Annotated in this window: 20 protein-coding genes and 2 pseudogenes; 13 read left to right on the top strand and 9 right to left on the bottom strand. The window is 68.9% G+C overall.

Features of this window, described 5'->3' with window-relative positions; translation table 11 throughout:
- Positions 1–215 precede the first annotated feature (215 nt).
- The gene (locus IG08_RS0145410; protein WP_030617977.1) at positions 216–1,190 is read right to left on the bottom strand and encodes an NmrA family NAD(P)-binding protein; all 975 of its coding nucleotides are present in this window, start codon (positions 1,188–1,190) and stop codon (positions 216–218) included.
- A 64-nt stretch (positions 1,191–1,254) separates the two neighbouring features.
- Positions 1,255–2,067 (bottom strand): oxidoreductase, encoded by an 813-nt coding sequence (locus tag IG08_RS0145405; protein ID WP_199821063.1) that lies wholly within the window; start codon positions 2,065–2,067, stop codon positions 1,255–1,257.
- A 93-nt stretch (positions 2,068–2,160) separates the two neighbouring features.
- On the opposite strand from IG08_RS0145405, the gene IG08_RS0145400 reads away from it, so the two are divergent.
- Positions 2,161–2,685 carry a TetR/AcrR family transcriptional regulator gene (locus IG08_RS0145400; RefSeq protein ID WP_043456771.1) on the top strand — a complete coding sequence of 175 codons (525 nt, stop codon included), beginning with the start codon at positions 2,161–2,163 and terminating at the stop codon, positions 2,683–2,685.
- A gap of 25 nt (positions 2,686–2,710) precedes the next feature.
- Here the strand turns inward: IG08_RS0145400 and IG08_RS0145395 are convergent, their stop codons facing one another.
- The 3 genes from IG08_RS0145395 to IG08_RS0145380 all read right to left on the bottom strand — a co-directional run bounded on the left by IG08_RS0145395 (position 2,711) and on the right by IG08_RS0145380 (position 6,688).
- A complete protein-coding gene (locus tag IG08_RS0145395) occupies positions 2,711–3,280 on the bottom strand; it encodes a TetR/AcrR family transcriptional regulator (RefSeq protein ID WP_030617967.1) in 570 nt (189 codons plus the stop codon).
- A 189-nt stretch (positions 3,281–3,469) separates the two neighbouring features.
- Complete coding sequence (locus tag IG08_RS0145390; RefSeq protein WP_030617965.1) at positions 3,470–4,768, bottom strand: SNG1 family protein; 1,299 nt, start codon at positions 4,766–4,768, stop codon at positions 3,470–3,472.
- 1,290 nt (positions 4,769–6,058) lie between these two features.
- The gene (locus IG08_RS0145380; RefSeq protein ID WP_043456767.1) at positions 6,059–6,688 is read right to left on the bottom strand and encodes a TetR/AcrR family transcriptional regulator; all 630 of its coding nucleotides are present in this window, start codon (positions 6,686–6,688) and stop codon (positions 6,059–6,061) included.
- Positions 6,689–6,824: 136 nt separating this feature from the next.
- Here IG08_RS0145380 and IG08_RS60390 point away from each other — a divergent pair, with 136 nt between their 5' ends.
- Entirely contained in the window at positions 6,825–7,220 is a 396-nt protein-coding gene (locus tag IG08_RS60390) for an alpha/beta hydrolase family protein (protein WP_158812357.1), read from the top strand.
- Positions 7,169–9,343 (top strand): MMPL family transporter, encoded by a 2,175-nt coding sequence (locus tag IG08_RS0145375; RefSeq protein WP_030617957.1) that lies wholly within the window; start codon positions 7,169–7,171, stop codon positions 9,341–9,343. Before IG08_RS60390 ends, IG08_RS0145375 begins: the two co-directional genes overlap by 52 nt.
- Positions 9,344–9,364: 21 nt before the next feature.
- Here the strand turns inward: IG08_RS0145375 and IG08_RS0145370 are convergent, their stop codons facing one another.
- Positions 9,365–10,084 (bottom strand): MerR family transcriptional regulator, encoded by a 720-nt coding sequence (locus IG08_RS0145370; RefSeq protein WP_063757835.1) that lies wholly within the window; start codon positions 10,082–10,084, stop codon positions 9,365–9,367.
- A gap of 268 nt (positions 10,085–10,352) precedes the next feature.
- Between IG08_RS0145370 and IG08_RS0145365 the strand changes: the two genes are divergently transcribed.
- The 5 genes and pseudogenes from IG08_RS0145365 to IG08_RS63220 all read left to right on the top strand — a co-directional run.
- A complete protein-coding gene (locus IG08_RS0145365; protein WP_030617950.1) occupies positions 10,353–10,967 on the top strand; it encodes a DUF6230 family protein in 615 nt (204 codons plus the stop codon).
- Between the two features lie 46 nt (positions 10,968–11,013).
- On the top strand, positions 11,014–11,463 hold the full coding sequence (locus IG08_RS0145360) for a DUF6114 domain-containing protein (protein ID WP_030617947.1): 450 nt from the start codon (positions 11,014–11,016) through the stop codon (positions 11,461–11,463).
- Positions 11,460–12,620 carry a hypothetical protein gene (locus IG08_RS0145355; RefSeq protein WP_030617943.1) on the top strand — a complete coding sequence of 387 codons (1,161 nt, stop codon included), beginning with the start codon at positions 11,460–11,462 and terminating at the stop codon, positions 12,618–12,620. Before IG08_RS0145360 ends, IG08_RS0145355 begins: the two co-directional genes overlap by 4 nt.
- A gap of 88 nt (positions 12,621–12,708) precedes the next feature.
- Positions 12,709–13,410: an SDR family oxidoreductase gene (locus IG08_RS0145350; protein ID WP_030617940.1), complete on the top strand. Its 702-nt coding sequence runs from the start codon at positions 12,709–12,711 to the stop codon at positions 13,408–13,410.
- 78 nt (positions 13,411–13,488) lie between these two features.
- Positions 13,489–13,869: pseudogene (locus IG08_RS63220) on the top strand (alpha/beta fold hydrolase); the annotation flags it as partial.
- A gap of 5 nt (positions 13,870–13,874) precedes the next feature.
- Here the strand turns inward: IG08_RS63220 and IG08_RS0145345 are convergent.
- Entirely contained in the window at positions 13,875–14,516 is a 642-nt protein-coding gene (locus IG08_RS0145345; RefSeq protein WP_030617938.1) for a TetR/AcrR family transcriptional regulator, read from the bottom strand.
- A gap of 152 nt (positions 14,517–14,668) precedes the next feature.
- On the opposite strand from IG08_RS0145345, the gene IG08_RS0145340 reads away from it, so the two are divergent.
- From IG08_RS0145340 to IG08_RS0145320, 5 genes are all read left to right on the top strand, one after another.
- Positions 14,669–15,580 (top strand): SDR family oxidoreductase, encoded by a 912-nt coding sequence (locus tag IG08_RS0145340; RefSeq protein ID WP_199821062.1) that lies wholly within the window; start codon positions 14,669–14,671, stop codon positions 15,578–15,580.
- Positions 15,581–15,584: 4 nt separating this feature from the next.
- Positions 15,585–16,721: an MBL fold metallo-hydrolase gene (locus tag IG08_RS0145335; RefSeq protein WP_030617934.1), complete on the top strand. Its 1,137-nt coding sequence runs from the start codon at positions 15,585–15,587 to the stop codon at positions 16,719–16,721.
- Positions 16,718–17,647, top strand: a complete 930-nt coding sequence (locus tag IG08_RS0145330) for an alpha/beta fold hydrolase (protein ID WP_030617932.1) — start codon at positions 16,718–16,720, stop codon at positions 17,645–17,647. The genes IG08_RS0145335 and IG08_RS0145330 overlap by 4 nt, the downstream gene beginning before the upstream one ends.
- A 74-nt stretch (positions 17,648–17,721) precedes the next feature.
- Complete coding sequence (locus tag IG08_RS0145325) at positions 17,722–18,633, top strand: metal-dependent hydrolase (RefSeq protein ID WP_030617930.1); 912 nt, start codon at positions 17,722–17,724, stop codon at positions 18,631–18,633.
- A 23-nt stretch (positions 18,634–18,656) separates the two neighbouring features.
- Positions 18,657–19,760 carry a PDR/VanB family oxidoreductase gene (locus IG08_RS0145320; protein ID WP_030617927.1) on the top strand — a complete coding sequence of 368 codons (1,104 nt, stop codon included), beginning with the start codon at positions 18,657–18,659 and terminating at the stop codon, positions 19,758–19,760.
- Here the strand turns inward: IG08_RS0145320 and IG08_RS58055 are convergent.
- A pseudogene (locus IG08_RS58055) lies at positions 19,737–20,192 on the bottom strand (IS1380 family transposase); the annotation flags it as partial. The gene IG08_RS0145320 and the pseudogene IG08_RS58055 overlap by 24 nt on opposite strands.
- A 95-nt stretch (positions 20,193–20,287) precedes the next feature.
- Positions 20,288–20,659 (bottom strand): DUF1330 domain-containing protein, encoded by a 372-nt coding sequence (locus IG08_RS0145310; protein WP_030617919.1) that lies wholly within the window; start codon positions 20,657–20,659, stop codon positions 20,288–20,290.
- Positions 20,660–21,134 lie beyond the last annotated feature (475 nt).

The raw sequence follows: 21,134 nt of genomic DNA, 5'->3' as shown, positions 1-21,134 counted from the left end.
ATCGGGTTCGCGACCTCGAGCTGCCAGACTCTTGGCAGGAGCGCGCTAGCCGAATGGCTGAGTGGCCGGCCTTGCTGCACGCGCCCTTGACGGGTGCGACTGCCGGGAGGCCGCCTCGGCGTTGATCGCCGAGCGCGGGTCGAGGCGGCCTCCACTCGTGTTCAGTCCGCGGGCCCCGGTGTGGTGTTCTCGCTCTGCCCGGGCCCCTCAGCCGCTCAGGCAGCCGCCAGCTTCCGGATGCGTGGGTGGTTCTCCAACGCCCAGCGCACGGTCTTCGGCGGGCGTCCGAGCAGGGTTTCCAGCTGGTCGGTGGCACCGCGATATCCGCCGCCGCCCATCAGCCGGGTCAGGGTCTTCAGGTGCTCCGCGGTGTGCGGGAACGCGGCCAGGGCGGTGTCGACGTAGGTCTCGTTCCAGGTTTCGACGTCTTCAGGGACGTAGGTGACCGGGCGTCCCAGTACGGCCGCGTAGTCCTCGGCGAATCCGTGCATGTCCTTCAGCTCCGGGCCGTTGAGGTCGTAGGCCTTCGAGATGTGCGGCACCGGGCCGGTCAGGATCTTCGCGCACAGCTCCGCCACGTCGTACCCCGCGACGGGTGCTAGTCGGTGGTCGCCGAAGGGCAGGCGCAACTCACCCTTGCTCAGCGGCTCCAGTGCCAGCCAGGTCATCAGGGGGTTCTCGACGAACATGGCTCCGCGGATGTTGACGGTCGGGAGGCCGGACCAGTCCAGCACCTGCTCGGCGACCCAGTGGGCACGCTGCTGCGGCGACCAGTTGGCGATGAGTCCGCCGAGCCACGCGCGCCGTTCCTCCTCCGGCGCGGTCATCTTGTCGAACGTCATGAACGACTGCTCGTACTCGGAGATGTTGACGAACACCTCGATGTCGCCCTGGGCCCGCGCCGCCGCGGCCATCAGGCTGACGGCGTCGGTGTAGTACGGCGACAGGCTCATGCTGAAGTAGATGCGCCGGACGCCCTTCAGCGCGGCGGTCACGTCGGCGATGGTGAGCAGGTCACCGACGAAGACCTCGGCCCCTGCCTGGCGGAGCGAGTGCGCGCGTTCGTCGTCCTGGCGCACGAACGCGCGCACCGGGTGCCCTTGTTCGAGCAGCATGTCGACCATCGTCCGGCTCACACCACCGATCTCGCCGGCGGCACCGGTGATCAGGATGGGGTTGCGCTCTGGCATCGAGATGTCCTCTGTCTGGTGGGGGTGGGGCAGCTCTTCGGAGAGCCCAGGCAGGGCCTGCGCGTCAGCCGGCCAGCTGGTTCATCTTGCGGATCTGCCGGTCGAAGGCCCAGGCGGGAACGAAGCGGAGCAGGCGTGCGCGTCCAGCCGTGGGGCCGGCGGCGTAGCGCAGTTTCGGCTTCGCGTCGGTGGCTGCCGCGACGACCGCCCGGGCGACCACGGTGGGGTCGTCGCCGTCCCTGATCGCCTCTGCCATCACGCGGTCGACGGTCTGCCGCTGCTTCTCGTAGGCATGCAGGGGTGTGCCGGGCCGCGCGCTGTTGGTCTCGAATCCGGTGTTGGTGTAGGCGGGTTCGACGAGAAGCGCCCGGATGCCGTGGTCACGGACCTCGTGGTCCAGGGACTCGGTGTAGCCCTCGACCGCGTGCTTGGAGGCGGCGTAGACGGCCATGTAGGGCTGGGGCACGAATCCGACCACGGACGAGAGGTTGATGATGCGCCCGCGCCCCTGGCCGCGCATGTACGGCAGGACCTCGTTCACCATGCGCATGACCCCGAAGACGTTGGTGTCGAAGACGCCCTGGGCCTGCTCGAGGGAGGTTTCCTCGGCCGCACCCAGTGACCCGATTCCGGCGTTGTTGACCAGGACGTCGATCCGCCCGAACCGCTCGCTCACCTCCCGGACCGCTGCGGTGACCGAGGTGTCGCTGACCACATCGAGGTCGAGGAACGTCACACCGCTGAGCGGGGTGACGCGTGAGGTGTCGCGGCTGGTGCCGACCACGTTGAATCCGGCTGCGACCAGGGCGAGCGCGGTTTCCTTCCCGATGCCGGATGACGCACCCGTCACGAGGGCCACCGGCAGATCTGTCGTCATCATGGACTCCCGCACTCACTCGAAACCGATCGGTTTCCGCTACAGTAAACCGATCGGTTTCAGCGTGCAAGTTCAGGCCGGGAGAATGACGTCATGGGCAGGACCAGTGCGCTGGAGAGGCGGGAGAGCGTCATCCGCGCGGCCATCGCCGAGTTCGCGATCACCGGCTACCACGGCACCACCACCGCGGCAATCGCCAAGCGGGTCGGCGTCACGCAGCCGTATCTCTTCCGGCTGTTCCCGGACAAGAAGGCGATCTTCGTCGCCGCTTTGATGCGGAGCATGGAAGACACCCGCCTGGCTTTCGATGGGGCGGCCGACGGTGTGGAGGGCGGCGAGCGGGTTCTTCAGGCCATGACGAACGCTTACGCGCAGTTGATCTCGACGCGCCCCGAAACGCTCCTGATGCAGATGCAGGGATACGTCACCGTGGCGGCCGCCGTGGCGCAGGGCGACGATCTGATCGGGGAGGTCGTCCGGGCCGGCTGGATGAGGATCTGGGAAACCGTGCACCAGCCGCTGGGCGCTGATGCCGACAAGACCGCAAGCTTCTTCGCCTGCGGCATGCTCGGCAACACCCTTGCGGTCATCGGGCTTCCCTCGGGTGCCGGGTGGTGAGGGAGTGTTCTGGATGGGTGATGCGTCAGCGCACTCCTGCCACGTCGAGCAGGGTGGTCACCGTGGGTGCGACGAGTCCGGTCAGGTTGTCGGCCTGAATTCCCGCGCGGGCGCTTGCGCCGTCGAAGACCAGGATGAGCTGCCGGGCCAGCAGGTCGGGATCGCTCGCGCCACCCCGTTCGGCCTCGGCACGGAAAAAGGCCGTCAGGTTCGCTTTGATCTGGTGGGCCACCCGGCTCGCGGGGTGGGTCTGATCCTTGAGCTCGATCTGCACAGCCAGGTACCGGCAGCCTCGGAACTCGGGCGTACCCGCCTGCGACTCCACGCGCGCGAAGACGTGCATGATCCGCTCTCGGGGCGATCGGCCATCGTCCGCCGGGGGCAGGAGGCTCGCCGCGAAGGCAGCGGCACGCTCCTCCAGGCTCGCCGCCAGCAGTTCGTCCTTGCTCTCGAACAGCTGATACATGGAGCGCTTCGACACCCCCGCCGCCTTGCACAGCGCCTCGACGCCGATGCTGACGCCGTCTCGGTAGGTGAGCGTGGCCGCCGCCTCCAGCAGGCGCTCCCTGGGGCTTGGTTTCACTTCGGTGGTCATACCGCGAGGTTAACCCGAAGCGGACGAAATGAAAACCGATCGGTTTCCCTGGGGTTCCGTGCAGAGGCTCGGCGACGGCCTGGGGGAAGACCGTCGCCGAGCCATGATGGTGTGCGCGCCTGTCGTCCCCGGCAGGGCGACACACACCGGGGCCACTCCGAGTAGTGGACCGTCCTGGGTGACCTGCCGCTACGCCGGGACGGCGGTCTTCTCGGGCTTCGTCTCCGCCGGGATGCGGTGCAGTCCCTTGCGGTCGTACCACCCCAGTACACCGAAGCCGAACAGTCCGGCCGCCACGAGGCCTGCCGCCATCATGACCCAGCCCCGCGTCAGACCCGCGTCGGCCTGGGCGTCGTAGTAGAGGATCGAGCGAATACCGCCGGTGATCTGCCGCAGGGGCTCGAACTCCGAGAGGAAACGGTAGAAGCCGGGAAGCGCCTCGATGGGGGTGGTGGCGCCGGCCGTGGGTACCGCCATCCCGATGAAGACCAGCGTGACCACCAGCATGCCGGGCGTGCCGAAGACCGCGAGGAGGGTGAGCGCGCCGATCCCGGAGACCGCGACGGCGCACACCGAGTACAGCCACAGCAGCGGCAGATGGGAGGCGTCCATGCCCATGATGCCGACCGCGCCGACCATGACCAGGGTGCCCATCAGCAGGGACAGACCGGCCATGAGGGTGCCGCTGATGGTGAGGGTCTGTACCCGGGTCGCCCGGATCAGCGGGCGGTGCAGGCGCAGGGGGCCCATGTCGTTGTGGGTGTAGCCGAGGGCGTGGTCGACCTGGCCGCTGATGACGTTGGCGGAGAGCATGCCGACGACCACGAGGGTGAGCGCGTAGTAGAACGCCGTCATGCCCAGGCCGCTGTGTGAGTCGAGGGGGTGGCCGTCCTCGACCGTGACGGCGGCCGGGTCGGTGAGCAGGACGCGTGCCGCGGCGGGCAGCTTCGCCTGCGCGGTCCCGATCTGGGCGGTCAGCTCCTTGCCCACCTGGAGCGAGGCGTTCTCGGCCGCCTGGGTCGTCGCCGTTCGGGCCAGGCCGGAGCCGATGCTGCCGGCGGACTGGTTGGTCAGCACCGTCAGGGTCGGGCGGGCCGGGGTCCCGGTGGGTGCGGTGCGGGTCAGTGCGGTGGTGGAGGAGGTGAAGTCGGCGGGCACGACGAGCGCGCCGAACAGTTTGCCCTTGCCGAGCTCGTCCTTCATCTCCTTCTCGTCCATCACCTTCCAGTCGATCCTGTCGCCGCTCGCGGTCGACTTCTTGATCGACCCGGTGAGCTGCGCCCCGAGGTTGACCTGCTTGCCGCCGACAGCGGCTCCCTTGTCGGCGTTGACCAGGCCGACGGGCAGTCTGGTCAGGTGATCGGCCGGATCGATGTTCGCACCGACGTAGAACACGGCGAACAGCAGCGCGAGTACGCCTGTGATGACGCCGTTCGCGATCCACAGAGGCTTGGCGCGCAGGACGCGGAAGGGGTGAATGCCACTCATGACGTACGTGTCTCTCGGTCGGGGGACGCGGGGCGTTTCGCCGGAGGCTGCCAGCCGCCGGTGACTACCTTGACGGGCTTGTGGGGAAAGCGGCGTTGGGCGTACTCCTGGGCGTGTGAGCCCGGCAGGACGTAGAGGGTTTCCTTCTTGTCCTGGAGCGGTCGCAGGACGGTTTGAACTGCTCACCAAGGAGTACACACAAGGCCGAATTAGCTCGATCGTGTGATCGTCCGCTGGCGGGCTTGCGATCCCCTGGGCTGATCGGGCTAACGTGATCGTGCGACCTGGGACACCGGGTACGGCGTCAGCGTGCGGGGCCCCTGCTCCACCAGAGGATGGTTCAGGGCCTCCCCGTCGCCTCTGGCCGTACCCAACTGGCCAGGTCGTGAGGGAACTGGCCTCCCGGGCCCGGACCACGCACACGATGCGTGTCGCCACCCGGGGTCGAGTACGCCGGGGACCAGCTCGCCCAAGACCGTTCGGGGCGCGCGGCTGAACGGACTCACTCCCGCGCAGTCCACAGGAACGGTTGTAGTCCAGCGCCTGCCCGTACTCGCTCACCTCCGCGTCCACCAGGACGGTGGCCAGCAGAACGAAGCTGCCGAACTTCGGGTGGATGACGTTGCGGTGCAGGCCCATCACGCCGAGCCCGGCGGCCACCGCGACCGTCTTGTGCGCCACGACCCAGATCCGCCCGGGGAAGCGGTCCATCTCCTGGGGGAAGGCGACCGACGGATTGAGTGCGCGGTGGCCGGCGTCCTGCAGGGCCTGGGTGACGCTGCGGGCGGCGTGGTTGGCCTGCTCGTCGGTCTGGTGGAACTCCTGGTTGGCCACGCTACGGGCGGGGGAGCGGCAGTTGTCGCGGTTCATCCGGAACGCCAGCGCGATCAGGGTGCGGGTGCCGGGCAGCGCGGACCGTGCGTGCTCGCGCTCGTCGGCCAGGTCGGGGTGGTCCAGGCTGACCGCGGCGGCGTCGTCCGCACCGGCCGTCAGACACAGCTCGCGCAGCCAGGCCGCGTCGATCACCGCCGGTGGGCTCACCGCGTCACCGGCCTTGCGCCGGGCGAGTACGGCCTGGACCGACGGGTGGGCCGCCAGCTTCGCCGGAAGCCTGGGAGCCGGGGCGGGGACCGTCGGTTGCCCCTCGGCGTCGCGCGCGGCAGTCATCCGTACTCCTGGGGACTCGGGTTCGGGACTCGCCCTCACAGCGAGAAACCGATCAGTTTCGTCACTGTAAACTGATCGGTTTCCGCGCGCAAGCCCGAGCCGAGGGGTGCGACCTGGCCGGGATCACGTCACCTGCGCGAGCCCGGCGACCGGCTCCTCGCTGTCCCGCCACCCCGTCACCAACGCCCGCAGCGACCGCTCGAAGCAGTCGGCGACCGCGAGCTCCGGCGGCTCGTTCCCGGACAGCACCAGGGACACCAGGCCGTGGGCCATTCCCCAGACCGACAGTGCGATGACCTCGGGATCGGACGTGGGACCGAACTGCCCGGCGAGCTGTCCGCGGCGCACGGCGTCAACGAGGGGCCGGTACGTCTCGACGACCTCGCGCGGCCTGTCCGAGTCGGACGGGCACTGGGCGCTGCGGTCGGCGAAGAGGATCGCGTAGAGGTGCGGGTTGGCCACGGCGTATTCGCGATAGGCCAATCCGATCCGGATCACGTCGCCGGCCGGGTCGTCCGTCGGGCGGACGGTGGCCAGGCGCTGGGCGAAGAGGTGTGCGGCCTCCTGGTAAAGGCTGTTGAGCAGCCCGGCCTTGCTGCCGAACAGCGAGTAGACCGCCGTGGTCGAGGTCTTCGCGTCCGCCGCGAGCTGTCGCAGGCTCAGCGCGGTCGTACCCCGGTCGAAAACCGTGGCGGCGGCGCGGTGCAGGAGCCGGAGCCGGAGTGCTTCGTCATGTGTCTTGAGCCTGGCCATGGAGCCAGCATATTGCAACACCGTTATGAATGCCCCCGCGGGTGCGTTTTGGGGTGACTGGCTGTGCTGACGTCCAGGGTCAGGTGGCGCGTAGACGGGTTTGCGATGAGCAATAAAAACACTGTTATGATTCTCCGTGTGGACCCCGAGCGCGGCAGTTCCCACACCGGGTAGCGCTCGGCACTACCGACCCGCCGGCCTCAATGCCGAGCCGCGCCTGGGTGGTACCGACAGCCTTCGAAAGCCGTTCCTCACCGCTTTCGCCGCGCACGAGGACATCACGCGCGCCTTCGAGCAGGTCTTCCAGGAGCACATCCCGGGCGCGAAGGGGTGGAGCCATCCGACCGTCTCCGACACCGGTCACTTCCTGCGGGAGCAGCAGCTCGACCTGCTGTTCGAGACCGTCCTCGGCCTCGGCCGACAGCAACTTCCCACCCATCCAGCACCCAGCACCCATCCAGCACCCACCCAGGAGAATCCATGTTTGAGAGATTCGGGCGTCTGCTCCACCGCAGGCGAAAGCCCCTGCTGATACTGACCGCGCTGTTCGCCGTCCTGTCCGGGGCCTACGGTGCGGGAGTCTTCGGTTCTCTGACACCGCTCGGCTTCCAGGACCCCGGCTCGGACAGTGTGCGTGCGGCCCACATCGCCGAGAAGGCGTTCCCGCAGCGGACACCCGACGCGGTGATCGTCTACCGCGACAAGGACCGCACCGTCGACGACCCGTCCTTCCAGCGGGCGGTCGTCCGGCAGTTGGAGTCCCTGCCGAAGTCGGAGGTGACCGGCTACCTGGACTTCTGGACGACCAAGATGCCGGCGCAGGTGAGTCACGACCGGCACGCCACCTACGTCGCCCTGAACCTCCACGGCAGCAGTGAGAAGGCCAAGGAGGACGCGTACGAGGCGGTCAAGGACAAGATTCCGGCACCCGGCCTGGAGACCCTGCAGGGCGGCACGGTGCCCACCGGCCATCAGGCGAGTGAGAAGATCGAACGTGACCTGAGAACCGCGGAGATCATCTCGGCTCCCGTGCTCTTCCTGCTCCTGCTGGTCGTGTTCGGCGGTCTGACCGCGGCCTTCCTCCCGCTGCTCGTCGGCGTGCTCTCCATCCTCGGGTCGATGGCTGTCCTGCGGACCATCGCGAACATCACCGACGTGTCCGTGTTCGCCATGAGCCTGGTCACGATCCTGGGTCTCGCGGTCGCCATCGACTACGGCCTGCTGATCGTGAGCCGCTACCGCGAGGAACTGGAGGCCGGCTACACCGGCGAAGAGGCGATCGGGCGCACCCTCGCCACGGCCGGGCGCACCGTGATGGTCTCCGGCACCACGGTCGCGGCGGCGCTGGCCGGCCTGACCCTCTTCCCGTCGACGTTCCTGAAGTCGATGTCGTACGGCGGTGTGGCAGCGGTCCTGCTGGCGGTGCTCTTCTCGCTGGTCGCGCTCCTCGCGCTGCTCGCCGTCATGGGACCGAAGGTCAACGCCTTCCCGCTGCGCCGCAAGAAGGCAGGGCGGTCGGCGGCAGGCGAGGGCGCCTGGTATCGGTTCGGGCACGGCCTGATGCGGCGGCGGTGGGTCGTGGTGGTGGGCGCGGTGGGCCTGCTGCTGACACTCGCCCTGCCGTTCTCCAAGATCGAGTTCGGATCCATCAACGCGCAGCAGCTGCCGAGCAGTTCCGAGGGCCGCCAGGTCTTCAACGCCATGGAGCACGACTTCGACGGCGACGCGGTGAAGTTCATCGACTCGCTGCTCGTGCTGAAGTCCGACGGGACCTCGAAGGAGCAGGGCGCGGCGCTGAAGGCGTACGCCGAGCGGCTCGGCGCCACCGAGGGCGCCACGAGCGCCAGGATCACCGGCGTGGAGGGAACCACGGCCCGGGTGTCGGTCACGTTCGACGGCAATCCCGTCTCGACCCACGCGCGCGACCTGGTGAACCGGCTCAAGGAGGTCCCCGAACCGCCGGGCGCCCGGGCGTACTTCGGCGGCGAGTCGGCGGTGTACGACGACACCCTGGACGCACTGGGCGAGACCCTGCCGTGGATGCTGCTCTACATCGCGGTGATGACGTACCTCCTGCTGTTCCTCGCGTTCGGCTCGGTGCTGCTGCCACTGAAGGCCATCGCGATGAACATGCTGTCGCTGACCGCGACCTTCGGCGTCCTGGTCTGGATCTTCCAGGACGGCCATCTGCACAACCTGCTCGGCTTTGACCCGACCGGCAACATCGAGCCCAACATGCCGATCATGCTGTTCGCGCTGATCTTCGGACTCTCCATGGACTACGAGGTGTTCCTGGTGTCCCGGATGCGGGAGCAGTACGACAAGTCAGGCGACAGCACGGAGGCCGTGGCGACCGGGCTGCAGTCCATCGGCCGCCTGGTCGTGAGTGCGGCGCTGCTGATGTGCGTGCCGCTCGCGGCGATCGGGATGAGCGAGGTGCTGACCATCAAGCTCTTCGGCGTCGGCATGGTGTTCGCGGTCCTGACGGACGTGCTGGTGGTACGCATCCTGCTGGGAACGGCCGTCATGAGACTGCTGGGCAGAGCGGCCTGGTGGGCTCCGGCCCCGCTGGCCCGCTTCTACGACCGGTTCGGCATCAAGGAGACCGACATGCCGACGGAGACGGACAAGCGGGTCCCCGTCACCGCAGGCTGAACCCTGCGAGCGGGGTGCCTGCTATTCGTCGGCACCCCGCCGGGCACTCACTCCGTCGGCTGCTTCCCCCTGCGCGCACGCGCGGCGATGGTGGCGACGGTGGTTCGCGTCCTCCTGGGCCAGGCGCCGCAGCAGCCTGACGACCGGCTCGAACAGCACACTGAGGACCACCGCCCGCTCGGCGAGGGCGATCTGGTCCTCGATCCCTTCGAGCTGCGCGAAATCCAGGTCTGCGGTGGAGGTGGCGAGCCGTGCGTAGGGGATGAGGTCGTCGGCCGTGTAGTCGGTGCCGAGGCGACTCAGCGCCGCGAGACTTCCGGCGAGTGCCGGGCGGTGGGGTGACGCGTCGGAGATCTGCCAGCCCATGTTCTCGATGAGAGCCTCGACCCTCGCGGCGGCTCCGCCGGATGCTGCCTCGTCGGCGGCACCCGCGCGGTCCTCGCCTTCCTTCCCGCTCGTCTCCGCGGAAGGAACGGGCAGGGCGTGGTGGACGACCGCCAGGGTCTCGAACGCGTCCAGCGGACGCTCGACGGCTTCGAGCACTTCCCGGGTGCGGGCGACGGACAGCCCGCCGAGCTGGATGAGGGAACGGATCAGACGCAGCCGCTGGACGTGCTCCTCGTCGTACTCGACCGTGGTCGGGTTCAGCGCGCGTCCCTCGGGGAGCAGCCCCTCCCGTCGGTAGTACTTGATGGTCGCCGCCGGCACCCCGGACCGTCGGCTGAGCTCTGAAATCCTCATGCGCTCCCTCACGCTCAACTGTCCCTCCAGTATCGCGTTACCGGGGGTTGCCCCGACGTGGTCGATAGTGCCACTATCGGGTACTCGGTAGTAACACTATCGAGCGCTTCTTCGGTGTGCCCACTTCCTTCGTGCGCGTGGACTGCATGCGCCCGCGGAAGTTGCCTGCATCGCCACGGCCGCACCCAGCCGTAGTTCTTCCCCCGCCCCGGGCCAGTCAGTTCTGGGTCCGGTCGTCTCGTACGCCTCGACAACGGAGAACCACACCATGTCCCAGCGAATCGGCAAGACCCACTGGAAGCGTTTCGCCATCGGTGCGGTGCCGACGGTGGTCGCCACGGCGGCTGTCGCCGTCTCCATGGCCCAGGGCGCCCTGGCCGCTTCGTTCAGCATCTCCGGTTCCGACTTCCAGGTCTCGGCCGGCAAGTTGAGCGGCACCGGGTTCGGCAACTACGCCACGGTGGACGTCGCCAAGAACGGCAAGCACGTGCCCGTCTCCGTCTCGTCCATCAAGAACGCGACGGTCACCGACATGTGCCAGTCCGTCCCGGTGGACATCCCCGTGCTCGGGACCTACACGATGACGCTCAAGGCCGGCGGGTCGGGTACGCCGGTCAAGGCCAAGGGCCTGTACATCGACATGACCGACCTCAAGGCCAAGAAGGGCACCTTCACCAACGTCGACATCGGCGTCGCCACCGGTTCCATGACCAAGGGTCAGGTCAACCCGAAGGACAAGGTCGATCCCAACGGCTACGCCCAGCAGGCGGACAAGGTCGAGATCATCGATGCCCACCAGACGGTCTGGGCGACGACCGCGGGAACGTTCGAACTGTCGGGCCTGCACATGAACATCGCCGCCGGCCGCCACGACTGCTTCTGATCACGTCCCGACCTCCCCCGCCCGCTGACGATTTGGGAACCTCCACATGACGAGTGCCGGCGCACCCGCGCACCCCCGCAGTGGCAGCGGCTTCGCCCGCGTTCGCCGGGACTTCCGGGACTGGCGGCGCACCCGCCCCTTCTGGGCGGGCCTGCTGGTACTCCTGGCAGCCGCACCGATCATCTACTTCCCGTACTTCAACCTCTCCCTGGGCGCCCTGTCCGTGGCGATGTCCACCACCGCGGGGGCGGGGTCGCTGGTCATCGGTCTGACGTTGATCGTCCTTGGCGGACTTCTGTGGTTCCAGCCGGTCATCAGGTTCTTCGCCGGATGCGTGGCCGTCTTCCTCGGTGTGCTGTCGCTTCCCATCTCGAACTTCGGCGGATTCTTCGTCGGCACGCTGTGCGCGGCCACGGGTGGACTCCTGGCCCTGGCGTGGGGCCCGGTGAACACGTCCGACGACACCGAGGGGCCGTCGGGGAGGGCCGGGGAATGACCGACCAGTCGCCCGACCTCCGCAGCGAGGCCGAAGGACCCCACTACGCCCGGCCGAAGAGGGGCCGCCACGCCGTTCCTCGTACGTCCGCGCTGACCCGCCTGCGCCTGCCCCTCGGGAAGGCTCTCGTGCTGACCGCGCTGCCGACCGTCCTCGTCCTGGCAAGTCAGCGTCCGCCTGCAGCCGACGCGAGTGCCACCGCGGCTCATTCCGCTCCCGAAGGGGCGCCCGGCGGCGGTGTCGACTGCGCCCGTCCCGACGACACGGCACCCCCTGCCGTGGCACCCACTCCTTCCGTTGCTCCCAGCACGCCAAGTGCCCTCACGGGCGGCGAGTCGGTCAAGCCGTCGGAGCAGGTGGCTGACGAGGAAACGGGCCTTGCCCCGGTTCCGGCCGCCTCACCGAGCGCGACCGCCGGCACCACCGGCCTTGCGGACATCCTCGGTTCCCTCTTCCGGAGCGACACCGAGCAGCAGAGTCCGGCACCCGGCACGAGCCCCTCACCGAGCCCGGCCGCGCCGACGCCGACGACCACGGAAGCCGCCGACGCGCCACCGACCGCACCTCACGCGTCACCCACCCCCGGCCACCGGACCACTGAGCCGTCGCCCCAACCGGAGCCCACCACCGGGGCCTCCCGCATCTGTGACATCAGCGATCTCAAGGCCCCCGAGGGCAAGAGCGCCGGTCGATTCGCCGCCGAGTCCTGGAACATGAAGGGAAGCCGCCTCGAACTGCACGACCTCGTCTTCGGTGGCGTGGTGACCGTGGACACGGCCGCCGGGCCCAAGCGGGTGCTCAAGTTCTCCGCGGGGGCCGTCACGATCCGCGACCTGAAGATGGCCGTACCCGTCGGCCCGCAGATCCAGCACATCGACGGAGCGCCCGGCTCGACGTCCACGCTGCGGGGCGACCACATCACCATGTACGTCGAGAGCCTGACGGGCACCCTCTCCGGCGTCGAAGGCATTCCCCTGCCCCCGGCCCTCCGCCTCCACCTCACCCCCGACACCGTCCCGGAGTGGCTCTACGGCACGCTCGGGAAGCTGGGCCTCAAGCTGCAACTCGGCCTGGACGAAGCCGACATCGACCAGGCGGGACAGACAGGCGGAGAGCTCGTCATCCCAGGGATCCACGGGTACGGAACGTCCCGGTGAAGCCGGGGGCCCTGCCGGGCTTGCGCGTGGAAACCGATCGGTTTAGCTTGATAGAAACCGAACGGTTTCTCATTCTGTGGAGACAGTCATGACTGTTTTGAAGGACGCAAACGTCTTCGTCACCGGCGGCAGCCGAGGCATAGGCAAGGCGCTGGTGGAAGAGCTGTACGCGCGAGGCGCCGGCAAGGTCTATGCCACGGCCCGCGACCCGCGCAGTGTGACGCACCCCGACGCCGTCCCGGTGGCGCTGGAGGTCACCGACCCGGCATCCGTGGCGGCCGCCGCCGCGCAGGCGCAAGACGTGACCGTGCTGATCAACAACGCCGGTGCTTCGGTCGGCGCGTCCTTCCTCGACTCCCCGGTCGACGATGTGCGCCGGGAGTTCGAGACCAACTTCTACGGCCCGTTGCTTCTCACCCGCGCCTTCGTGCCGGTCATCGAGCGCAACGGCGGCGGCCACCTCCTCAACGTGCACTCCGTGCTCTCCTGGATCGCGCTCGGCGGCTCCTACAGCGCCTCCAAGGCCGCCCTGTGGTCGCAGACCAACTCCCTGCGCCTGGAGTTGCAGCCGCGCGGCATCGCCGTCACCGGACTGCACATGGGCTACGTGGACACGGACCTCGCGGCCGGAGTGGAGGCGCCCAAGTCCGACCCGCGTGACGTCGCCGCATTCGCCCTCGACGGCGTCGAGACGGGAGCGTACGAGGTGCTCGCCGACGACATCTCACGGCAGGTCAAGGCGGGCCTGGCCGGGGACCTGGCAGGGCTGTACGCCCAACTGCCCAAGTAGGACAGAGAGCTGGCGATGCCCAGCCACGAGTCACGTCCCGCGATGCACATTCCAGGGACCGCCAGCCACGCCCTCGCGTCCATGGGGGCGGTGCTCGCCCTGACCACCGCGGCTGACCTGCCGGAGCGGTGCCGGCGCGTCGTGGCGGTGAATACGTACGACTTCCGTGGCGGAATCGCGCGGTCCAAGTCTCCTGGCCCGTGTGGTGGTCAGCGGTGTCCTCGCGCCGGGAGCGGGGCCGGTGGTCGCCGGGGTGGAGCCCAAGGCCGCCCTACGCAAGATCCGACCGTCGCCGGGCCGTGTACCAGAACCTGCCCAGCCTCATCGCCGCCCGCTCGCGCTATCCCGAGGTCAAGGCCCCCCGTCCACCTCGGCCACGGCGAGAAGGACTGGTCCCGGCCCTCGGGCCGAGAGGCCAACGAGCAGCTGCTTCCGGCCGCCGAGTGGGATCCGGGCCCTCGTGATCAGGGCTGATCGCTGATGGCTCGGTAGGCCGCGATGTACAGGGTGTGGCACAGGTCGACCAGTTCATCGACGGTGGCGTTCTGGTGGCCGAGCGTCCAGTCCACGAGGAGTTCGTTGACTCCGCCGACCAGGCTCATCGCGGTCATGGTGAGCCGACTGGAGGGGGCTTCCGGGCCAGGGAGCGGTCCGACGACGGCGGCGACCATTGCGGCGAATTCGTGCAGGACCTCGCGGCGGCGCACTTCGAGGCGGGGGCTTGCGCCCACGACCTCGATGAGCACCAGGCGGGCCTTGCGGGCGTCGCCGGCGAGCGTGCGAATGAACACCTCCAGGCCGGCGCGCAGTTGGGCGTCGACATCGGGTGCGGCAGCGGCGGCGGCCTGCGCGGTTTCGGCGCTGATCGTAGCGATCAGCTCGTTGTAGACCCCGGTGAGTAGGTCTTCGCGGTCGCGGAACGACTCGTAGAAGTAGCGCTCGGTCAGTCCGGCCTGCGTGCAGACCTGCTTGACGGAGACCGAGGCGTATCCGGTCGTGCCGAACAGGTCGAGGCCCGCCTGGATGAGGCGGGTGCGGCGCTCCTGCTGTCGTTGCGCCGCATCGCGTCCGCCGTAGCGCCGCCCGGCGGTCTGTGTGCCGGTCATTTTTCCCCTTTGCAGAGGTGTTGACACCGGTGTGCTCTGAACTGACACTCTAGCTTGTCAGTTCATCTGACATGGAGGCGTGTCAGAAATGCGTGGGGACCGCCTGCCGCTCGGCGGTCCGCTCGTGCTCAGGGCAAGGAAGGGGCTCGGCCGTGGCAGCACCGCCCAAATACCCGTACACGTTCAGCCGGAGAGACCGCGACAGGCTCTCCCGCACACGACCGCTGACCGGCCGAGTGATCGCGGTCACCGGGGCGGGCCGCGGAATCGGGCGTGCCGTCGCGGCCCGGCTCGCCGGGGCCGGAGCCGCCGTGGCGATCGGCGATCTCGACGCGGAGCTTGCCGTGGAAACGGCTGGTGCCATCGGCGCGCATCCCGGTGGCCGACTGCTCGGGCTGTCTCTCGACGTCACCGACACACCTTCCTTCGAGGACTTCCTGCGCACCGTCGAGACCCGGCTGGGGCCGATCGACGTACTGATCAACAACGCCGGAATCATGTGGGTGGGCCCCTTCGAGGAGGAACCGGAGGAAGCCGCCCTGCGCCAGTTCGACGTCAACGTCCACGGCGTACTGCGCGGGATGAAACTCGTGATCCCGGGGATGCGGAAACGCGGTCGCGGCCACGTGGTGAACATCGCCTCCGCCGCCAGCAAGGTCGCCCCGGCCGGCGAGGCGACCTACGCGGCGACGAAGCACGCCCTCCATGGCTACAGCACAGCCGTCCGCGCCGAACTGCGCGGCACCGGTGTGCACGTGTCCCTGGTGATGCCCGGCGTCGTGGACACCGAGCTGGCCGTGGGCACCGCGACCGGCCCCACCCGGCGCCTGACGACGGATCAGGTGGCCGACGCGGTGCTCGACGTCGTGCTGCGCCCGCGGTTCGAGGTCTTCGTTCCCCGCCAGGTGGCCGCCCTGACCCGGTTGGCCGCGCTGCTGCCGGGCCGTGCCCGCGACGCCCTGCATCACCGCCTTGTCCCCGACCAGCTCGCCGCCCTGTCCGACCGGTCGGTCCGCGCGGCCTACGAGCAGCGCACCCGGACCGCCCGCCACCCCGAAAGGTGAGCCCGTGACCACCACGCCCAAGCCGGCGCCCAGCGCGACGAAGGCCCAGGACGCCGCCGCTCCGCGTCCCATCCCCGAATTCGAAGGCGTCCACGACGTATGGCCCCGCGGTGACCGGCTGCGCGCCGTGCGCAGCGCCGCGGCCTCCTACCGTGAGCGGTTCGTCCAGCAGGGCCGCATCCACGCCGTCCGCAGTTTCGACATCGCCGCCGCCCCGTATCCGACCCGGTTCGGCTTCCACGGCGCCGCGCTCGCCGTCAACCCGTTCGTGAGCATTGTCAACCGGATGCTCGTCGTGCAGTTCGACGGCTTCGACGGTGAGCCGAAAACACTGGTGTGGGAGCCGACCGTCGCCGCCGGAACGGCTCAAGCGCCGTTCTACGCCCAACTCAAGCGAATGGCGGGGGACTTTCTCACCGACCACGTCTTCGCCCGCTTCTACCAGGACCCGAACACAGTCCTGCCCTCCTGCGGTCTGCGCCCCGAGGACGTGGACTTCGTCAGCTTCGACCACCTGCACGTCCAGGACGTGCGCATGATCATGGGAAGTACCAGCATCATTCCCGGCGAACGGGCGCCCCGCGAAGCGCTGTTCCCGCGCGCCCGGCTGCTGGTGCACCGCAGGGAGCTGGGCACCTTCGAATCGACGCATCCGATGCAGTGGGCCTGGTACGTAGACGGGGGCATGGACGGGGTACCGCCCGAGCGCGTCACCGCCTTCGACGGCGATGTCGAACTCGGCGTCGGCGTCAGCCTGCTGTGGACCCCCGGCCACACGGACGGCAACCACTCCCTGGTGCTGAACACCCCCGACGGGGTGTGGGTCTCCTCCGAGAACGGCATCTCGGCCGACAACTGGCAGCCCGAGCTCTCCCGCATCCCCGGGGTGCGCCGCCACGCCGCGTTCTACGGCCATGAGGTGGTGCCCAACGCCAACACCCTGGAGGACTCCCTCGACCAGTACGACTCCATGGTCAAGGAGAAGACCCTCGCCGACCCCAGCCGGCGCGATCCGCGCTGGCTGCAGATCCTGCCCTCCTCGGAGCTGGCCCCCTTCAAGCGGCACTGGCCGGTGCGGCCCAGCTTCCTCCACGGCGGTCTGAACTACGGCGAGTTGACCACTACCGGTGGTGGCCGATGACCGGCCCGGCCGCCCGCCGGATCGCCGCGGACGGCGTGGAGTTGGCCGCCTACCAGTGGGGAGCGTCCACGGCTCCTCCGGTGGTGCTGGTCCACGGCTATCCGGACACCAGCGCCGTGTGGCGCCCGGTCGCCGAGCGCCTGGCCGACCGCTTCCACGTCACCGCCTTCGACGTGCGGGGAGCCGGTGCCTCCCACCGGCTCAGGGGTCTGCGCGCCTACCGGATGTCCCGCCTGGAAGCCGACCTGGAGGCGGTTCTCGACGCCGTGAGCCCCGACCGCCCGGTGCACCTGGTCGGACACGACTGGGGATCGATCCACTCCTGGGAGTCGGTCACCGGCACCCGCCTGGCCGGGCGGATCGCCTCGTTCACCTGCATCTCCGGACCCTGCCTGGACCACGTCGGCCACCTGATCCGGGCCCGCCTTCGGCCGCGGCATCCGGATCTGCCGAAGATGCTGGGGCAGGCCGCACGGTCCTGGTACATCGCCTACTTCCATCTTCCGCTCCTGCCCGCCCTGACCTGGAGAGCACTGGGACACCGCTGGCGCGCCTTCCTCACCGGCTCCCAAGGCGTGCCCGGGCACACCGCCTACCCCGCGCCGACGCTGACCCGCGACGCCGTGTCCGGCACCGCGCTGTACCGCGCCAACATGCTGCCCCGCCTGCTGCGTCCCCGGGAGCGGCCGACCACCGTCCCGGTTCAACTCATCATCCCCACCCGCGACTTCTGCGTCACCCCGGTGCTGTCGTACGGAGTGGAGCACTGGACGCGCCAGATACAACGGCGCCCGATCGACGCCGGGCACTGGGTGCAGCTCAGCCACCCCGAGGAGGTCGCGTCCCGGATCGCGGAATTCGCCGACCGCGTCGAAGACGGCTCCCGCCGCACTCACGCTCCGGACCACACCGCGCACCCGATCTGACGCACCGGCAGTACTGGACGACTGCCTGACCGTCTCTTCGCACACACCGATCGCTGACGGAGGAGGAACCTGTCATGTTCCGAGCCGCACATGCCCACCCGGAGCGTCCGTCCGAGCCCCTCGACCACCACGACCTGGTGCTGCAACCCCGGGACGTCACCTTCGACTGGAGCACCACCCCGCTGCACTGGCTGCCGGGTGAGCCCTTCGCGACCCACACCTTCGATGTGCTCCACCTCATGCTCCCCGAGCTCGAACGCTGGTTCGTGCGCACCTTCGAGCAGGCACTGCCACTGATCACCGACGACCGGCTGCGCGAGGACGTACGCGGCTTCATCGGCCAGGAAGCGATGCACGCCGAGGCGCACCAGGAGGTCCTGGAGCACCTGCTCGCCAAGGGGCTGGATCCGGCTCCGTACACCCTGCAGTCCGAATGGATCTTCCGAAGGGTGCTCGGAGACCGGCCGGAGCTGACGCGGGCCGCCACACACGCGCACCTCCTCCAACGGCTCGCCCTCATAGCGGCCTTCGAGCACTTCACCGCGTACATGGGTCACTGGATTCTCGGCAACCGGCACCTGGACCACACCGGCGCGGACCCCGCGATGCTCGATCTGTTCCGCTGGCACGGCGCGGAGGAGGTCGAACACCGTTCGGTCGCGTTCGACCTGCTGGTGCACCTCGATCCCCGCTACCGGCGCCGAGTGGTCGGCATGCTCGTCACCGCTCCGGTGCTGACCCGGCTGTGGATCCGCGGAGTCCGCTTCCTGATGAGCGCCGACCCCGAACTCGACGACCGGGTCGAGGTCCGCTTCCGCGACTACCTGGCCGCGGCCCGCAAGGACCTGTTGCCCCCGCCGGTCTCGTTCACCCGCTCGGTGCTGCGCTACTTCCGCCCCGGCTACCACCCGACCCAGGAGGGCTCGACCCAGCAGGCGGTCGCCTACCTGGCAACGTCCCCCGCCGCCCGAGCGGCTGCCCGATGACCCGGCAACCAGCGAGGCATCCCATGGACATCGACACACCCGCCACCCGGCCGCCGGACCTGTACGGCAGGCCGCGCGGCGACTCCTTCATGCAGAAGCTGGCGGCTTTCAGCGACCACGCGGTCACGCGCCTCGCGCGGCGCAGCACTCCTCCCAGGCGCCCGCGGGCCACCGAGATGCCCGTGATCCGGGAACTGGTGGTCGCCGCCAAGCACCAGGAGGCCGAGGATGTCGTCTCCCTGCGGCTGGCAGCACCCGACGGGGGAGTACTCCCGCTCTGGCAGCCCGGCGCCCACATCGAACTGCACCTGCCCTCCGGCCGCAAACGGCAGTACTCGCTGTGCGGCGACCCTGCCGACCGGCACGGGTACCGCATCGCGGTGCGCCGCATCGCCGACGGTGGGGGCGGTTCGGCCGAGGTACACGACGCCCTCGGAGACGGTGTGCGGGTCGCCATCACCGGGCGGCCCCGGAACGGCTTCCCCTTTGCCGCCGAGGCATCCGTCCTGCTCATCGCGGGCGGCATCGGAATCACCCCTATCCTGCCGATGGCCCGGGAGGCCGCCCGGCGCGGGCTGGACTGGAGGCTCGTGCACATCGGCCGCAGCCGCGGTTCGATGCCCTTTGCGGCAGAGCTGGCCGAACTCGCGGCCGCAGTCCCCGGCCGGGTCTCCATCCGTCCGGACGACGAGTTCGGCGTGCCCGCAGCAGCCGATCTGCTGAGCTCGATCCCGGCGGCGGGTGCGGTGTACTGCTGCGGGCTCGCGCCCATGATCGACGGCGTTCGGCGCGCGTTCGGTGACAGCTGCGCGTCCGCTCTGCATTTCGAGCGTTTCGCCCCGGCCCCGATCACGGACGGCCGTCCCTTCGAGCTTCAACTGGGCGGCACCGGACGGGTTCTGCCGGTGCCGTACGACCGCTCCGCCCTGGACGTTCTTCACGAGGCCCTGCCGGACCTACCGTTCTCCTGCCGCCAGGGGTTCTGCGGCACCTGCCGGGTACGGGTGGCCCATGGCCGTGTCGATCACCGTGACCGCCGGCTCACGGCCACCGAACGTGCGGCCGGCGCCATGCTGCCCTGCGTCTCGCGTGCACCGGAAGGAGAGCGGCTGGTGCTGGAGGTGTGAGCTGGCCGAGCGCCCGTCAATCCGGTGCTCGGCCCGGGCCCACAGCCGGTGACGGAGCTCCAACTCGGCGATCGGCCGGTCAGGGGTGTTGGTCGCGAAGCACGTCATCCGTATGCCCTTGAGTCGGCCGTCCAGGAGCTTGCCGGTGATCTCGGCGACCCAGGCCTCGTCACGGGCCTCACCGTCGGTCTCGACGACCGGGGTCCAGGCTGAGGCGGGGACCTTCAGCAGGTGTTCGTGGATCGTTTCGGTGATCACCATGCCGACCGAGTAGGACAGCCATCGTCCTCGCCTGGCGAGCCTTCTGGATCCACGTCTTGGAGGGGTGGTCAGCCAAGACCTCCCCTGACGCGCCATCAGCCGACTGCACCCCGGGAGATGCCTCCTGACCAGGCCGGATAGCAGAAACGCTGCTGGAGTACCAACTGGACCGCCGAGCCTCCAACGGCGTCCGCGGTTGCCGGAGGCGCCCTTCGCCGGCCAACGACTCGTCAGCTGGCTCATCCGGCTCCGTAGCGATGCGAGTTTTAAGGCTTGAGCACCGCCAGTACATCGTCGAGCGAAACGTCGGCGGGGTCACTCATATCGAGACCATCGAACGTCTGCCAGACATAGGATGCCGTCCCGGTCTCCCGCAGCGGATGCAAGTCGGCCAAGTCCGGATCGTCCCGGAAGCTGTTGAACGCCTCTTCGGACTCCCATTCAACGAGAAACAGAACCTGCCGCGACGCGAGGTCACCGGCTACGTTGTCCCGGAAACGGCCAAACGCCACCATTCGACCGCCATATTGCGGAGCCTCTTCGGGCAAACGACTGAAATACGTGAGGTACTTCTCCAGGTCGACCACGTCAAACATATTCAGGGCGTAAAACTTCTTCTTCTGTGAATTCGTGCTCATTGCTAATACCCTCTCCGGTCTCAGGGAACTGGTGTTTGCCGCTCTGGGCGGGCGCGGGGCACCGGCAGTAGGGCGCCGGCATTGTTGATGATGATGTCGACGTCGGTCGCGATTTGCGTCATCTCGGAGACTGGCCGTGAAGAACGCATTTCCAGTGCTCGGGCGAAGGCTGAGGTCGCGGGAATCTGAAGTACGCTTCCCGTGCCGTTGGGTACGCCTTTTTGGCCCCACGCGGGGAAAACCGATCGGTTCCCTCATCGTAAACCGATCGGTTTTCGCGCGCAAGTCCGGGCGGAGGGGCGCCGTTCGGCGGGCCCCGAAGTCAGTTTGCGGACGTGGTGGACTTGGAGCCCAGCCCGCCCCTCGCGCATCTCGCACCGCTCGGCAAGGAGCCGATGAATCAGCTCGTTGCGCCGGGTAGTAGCCATATCCGGCTGGCGGTCGGTAATGACGGCGATGCGTTGTCGCTTGAGCG

This window comes from Streptomyces fulvoviolaceus (assembly GCF_000718165.1).
Lineage (GTDB): Bacteria > Actinomycetota > Actinomycetes > Streptomycetales > Streptomycetaceae > Streptomyces > Streptomyces fulvoviolaceus.
Note: the sequence above shows the minus strand (reverse complement) of the source record. Positions and strands in the feature narration are given on the sequence as shown.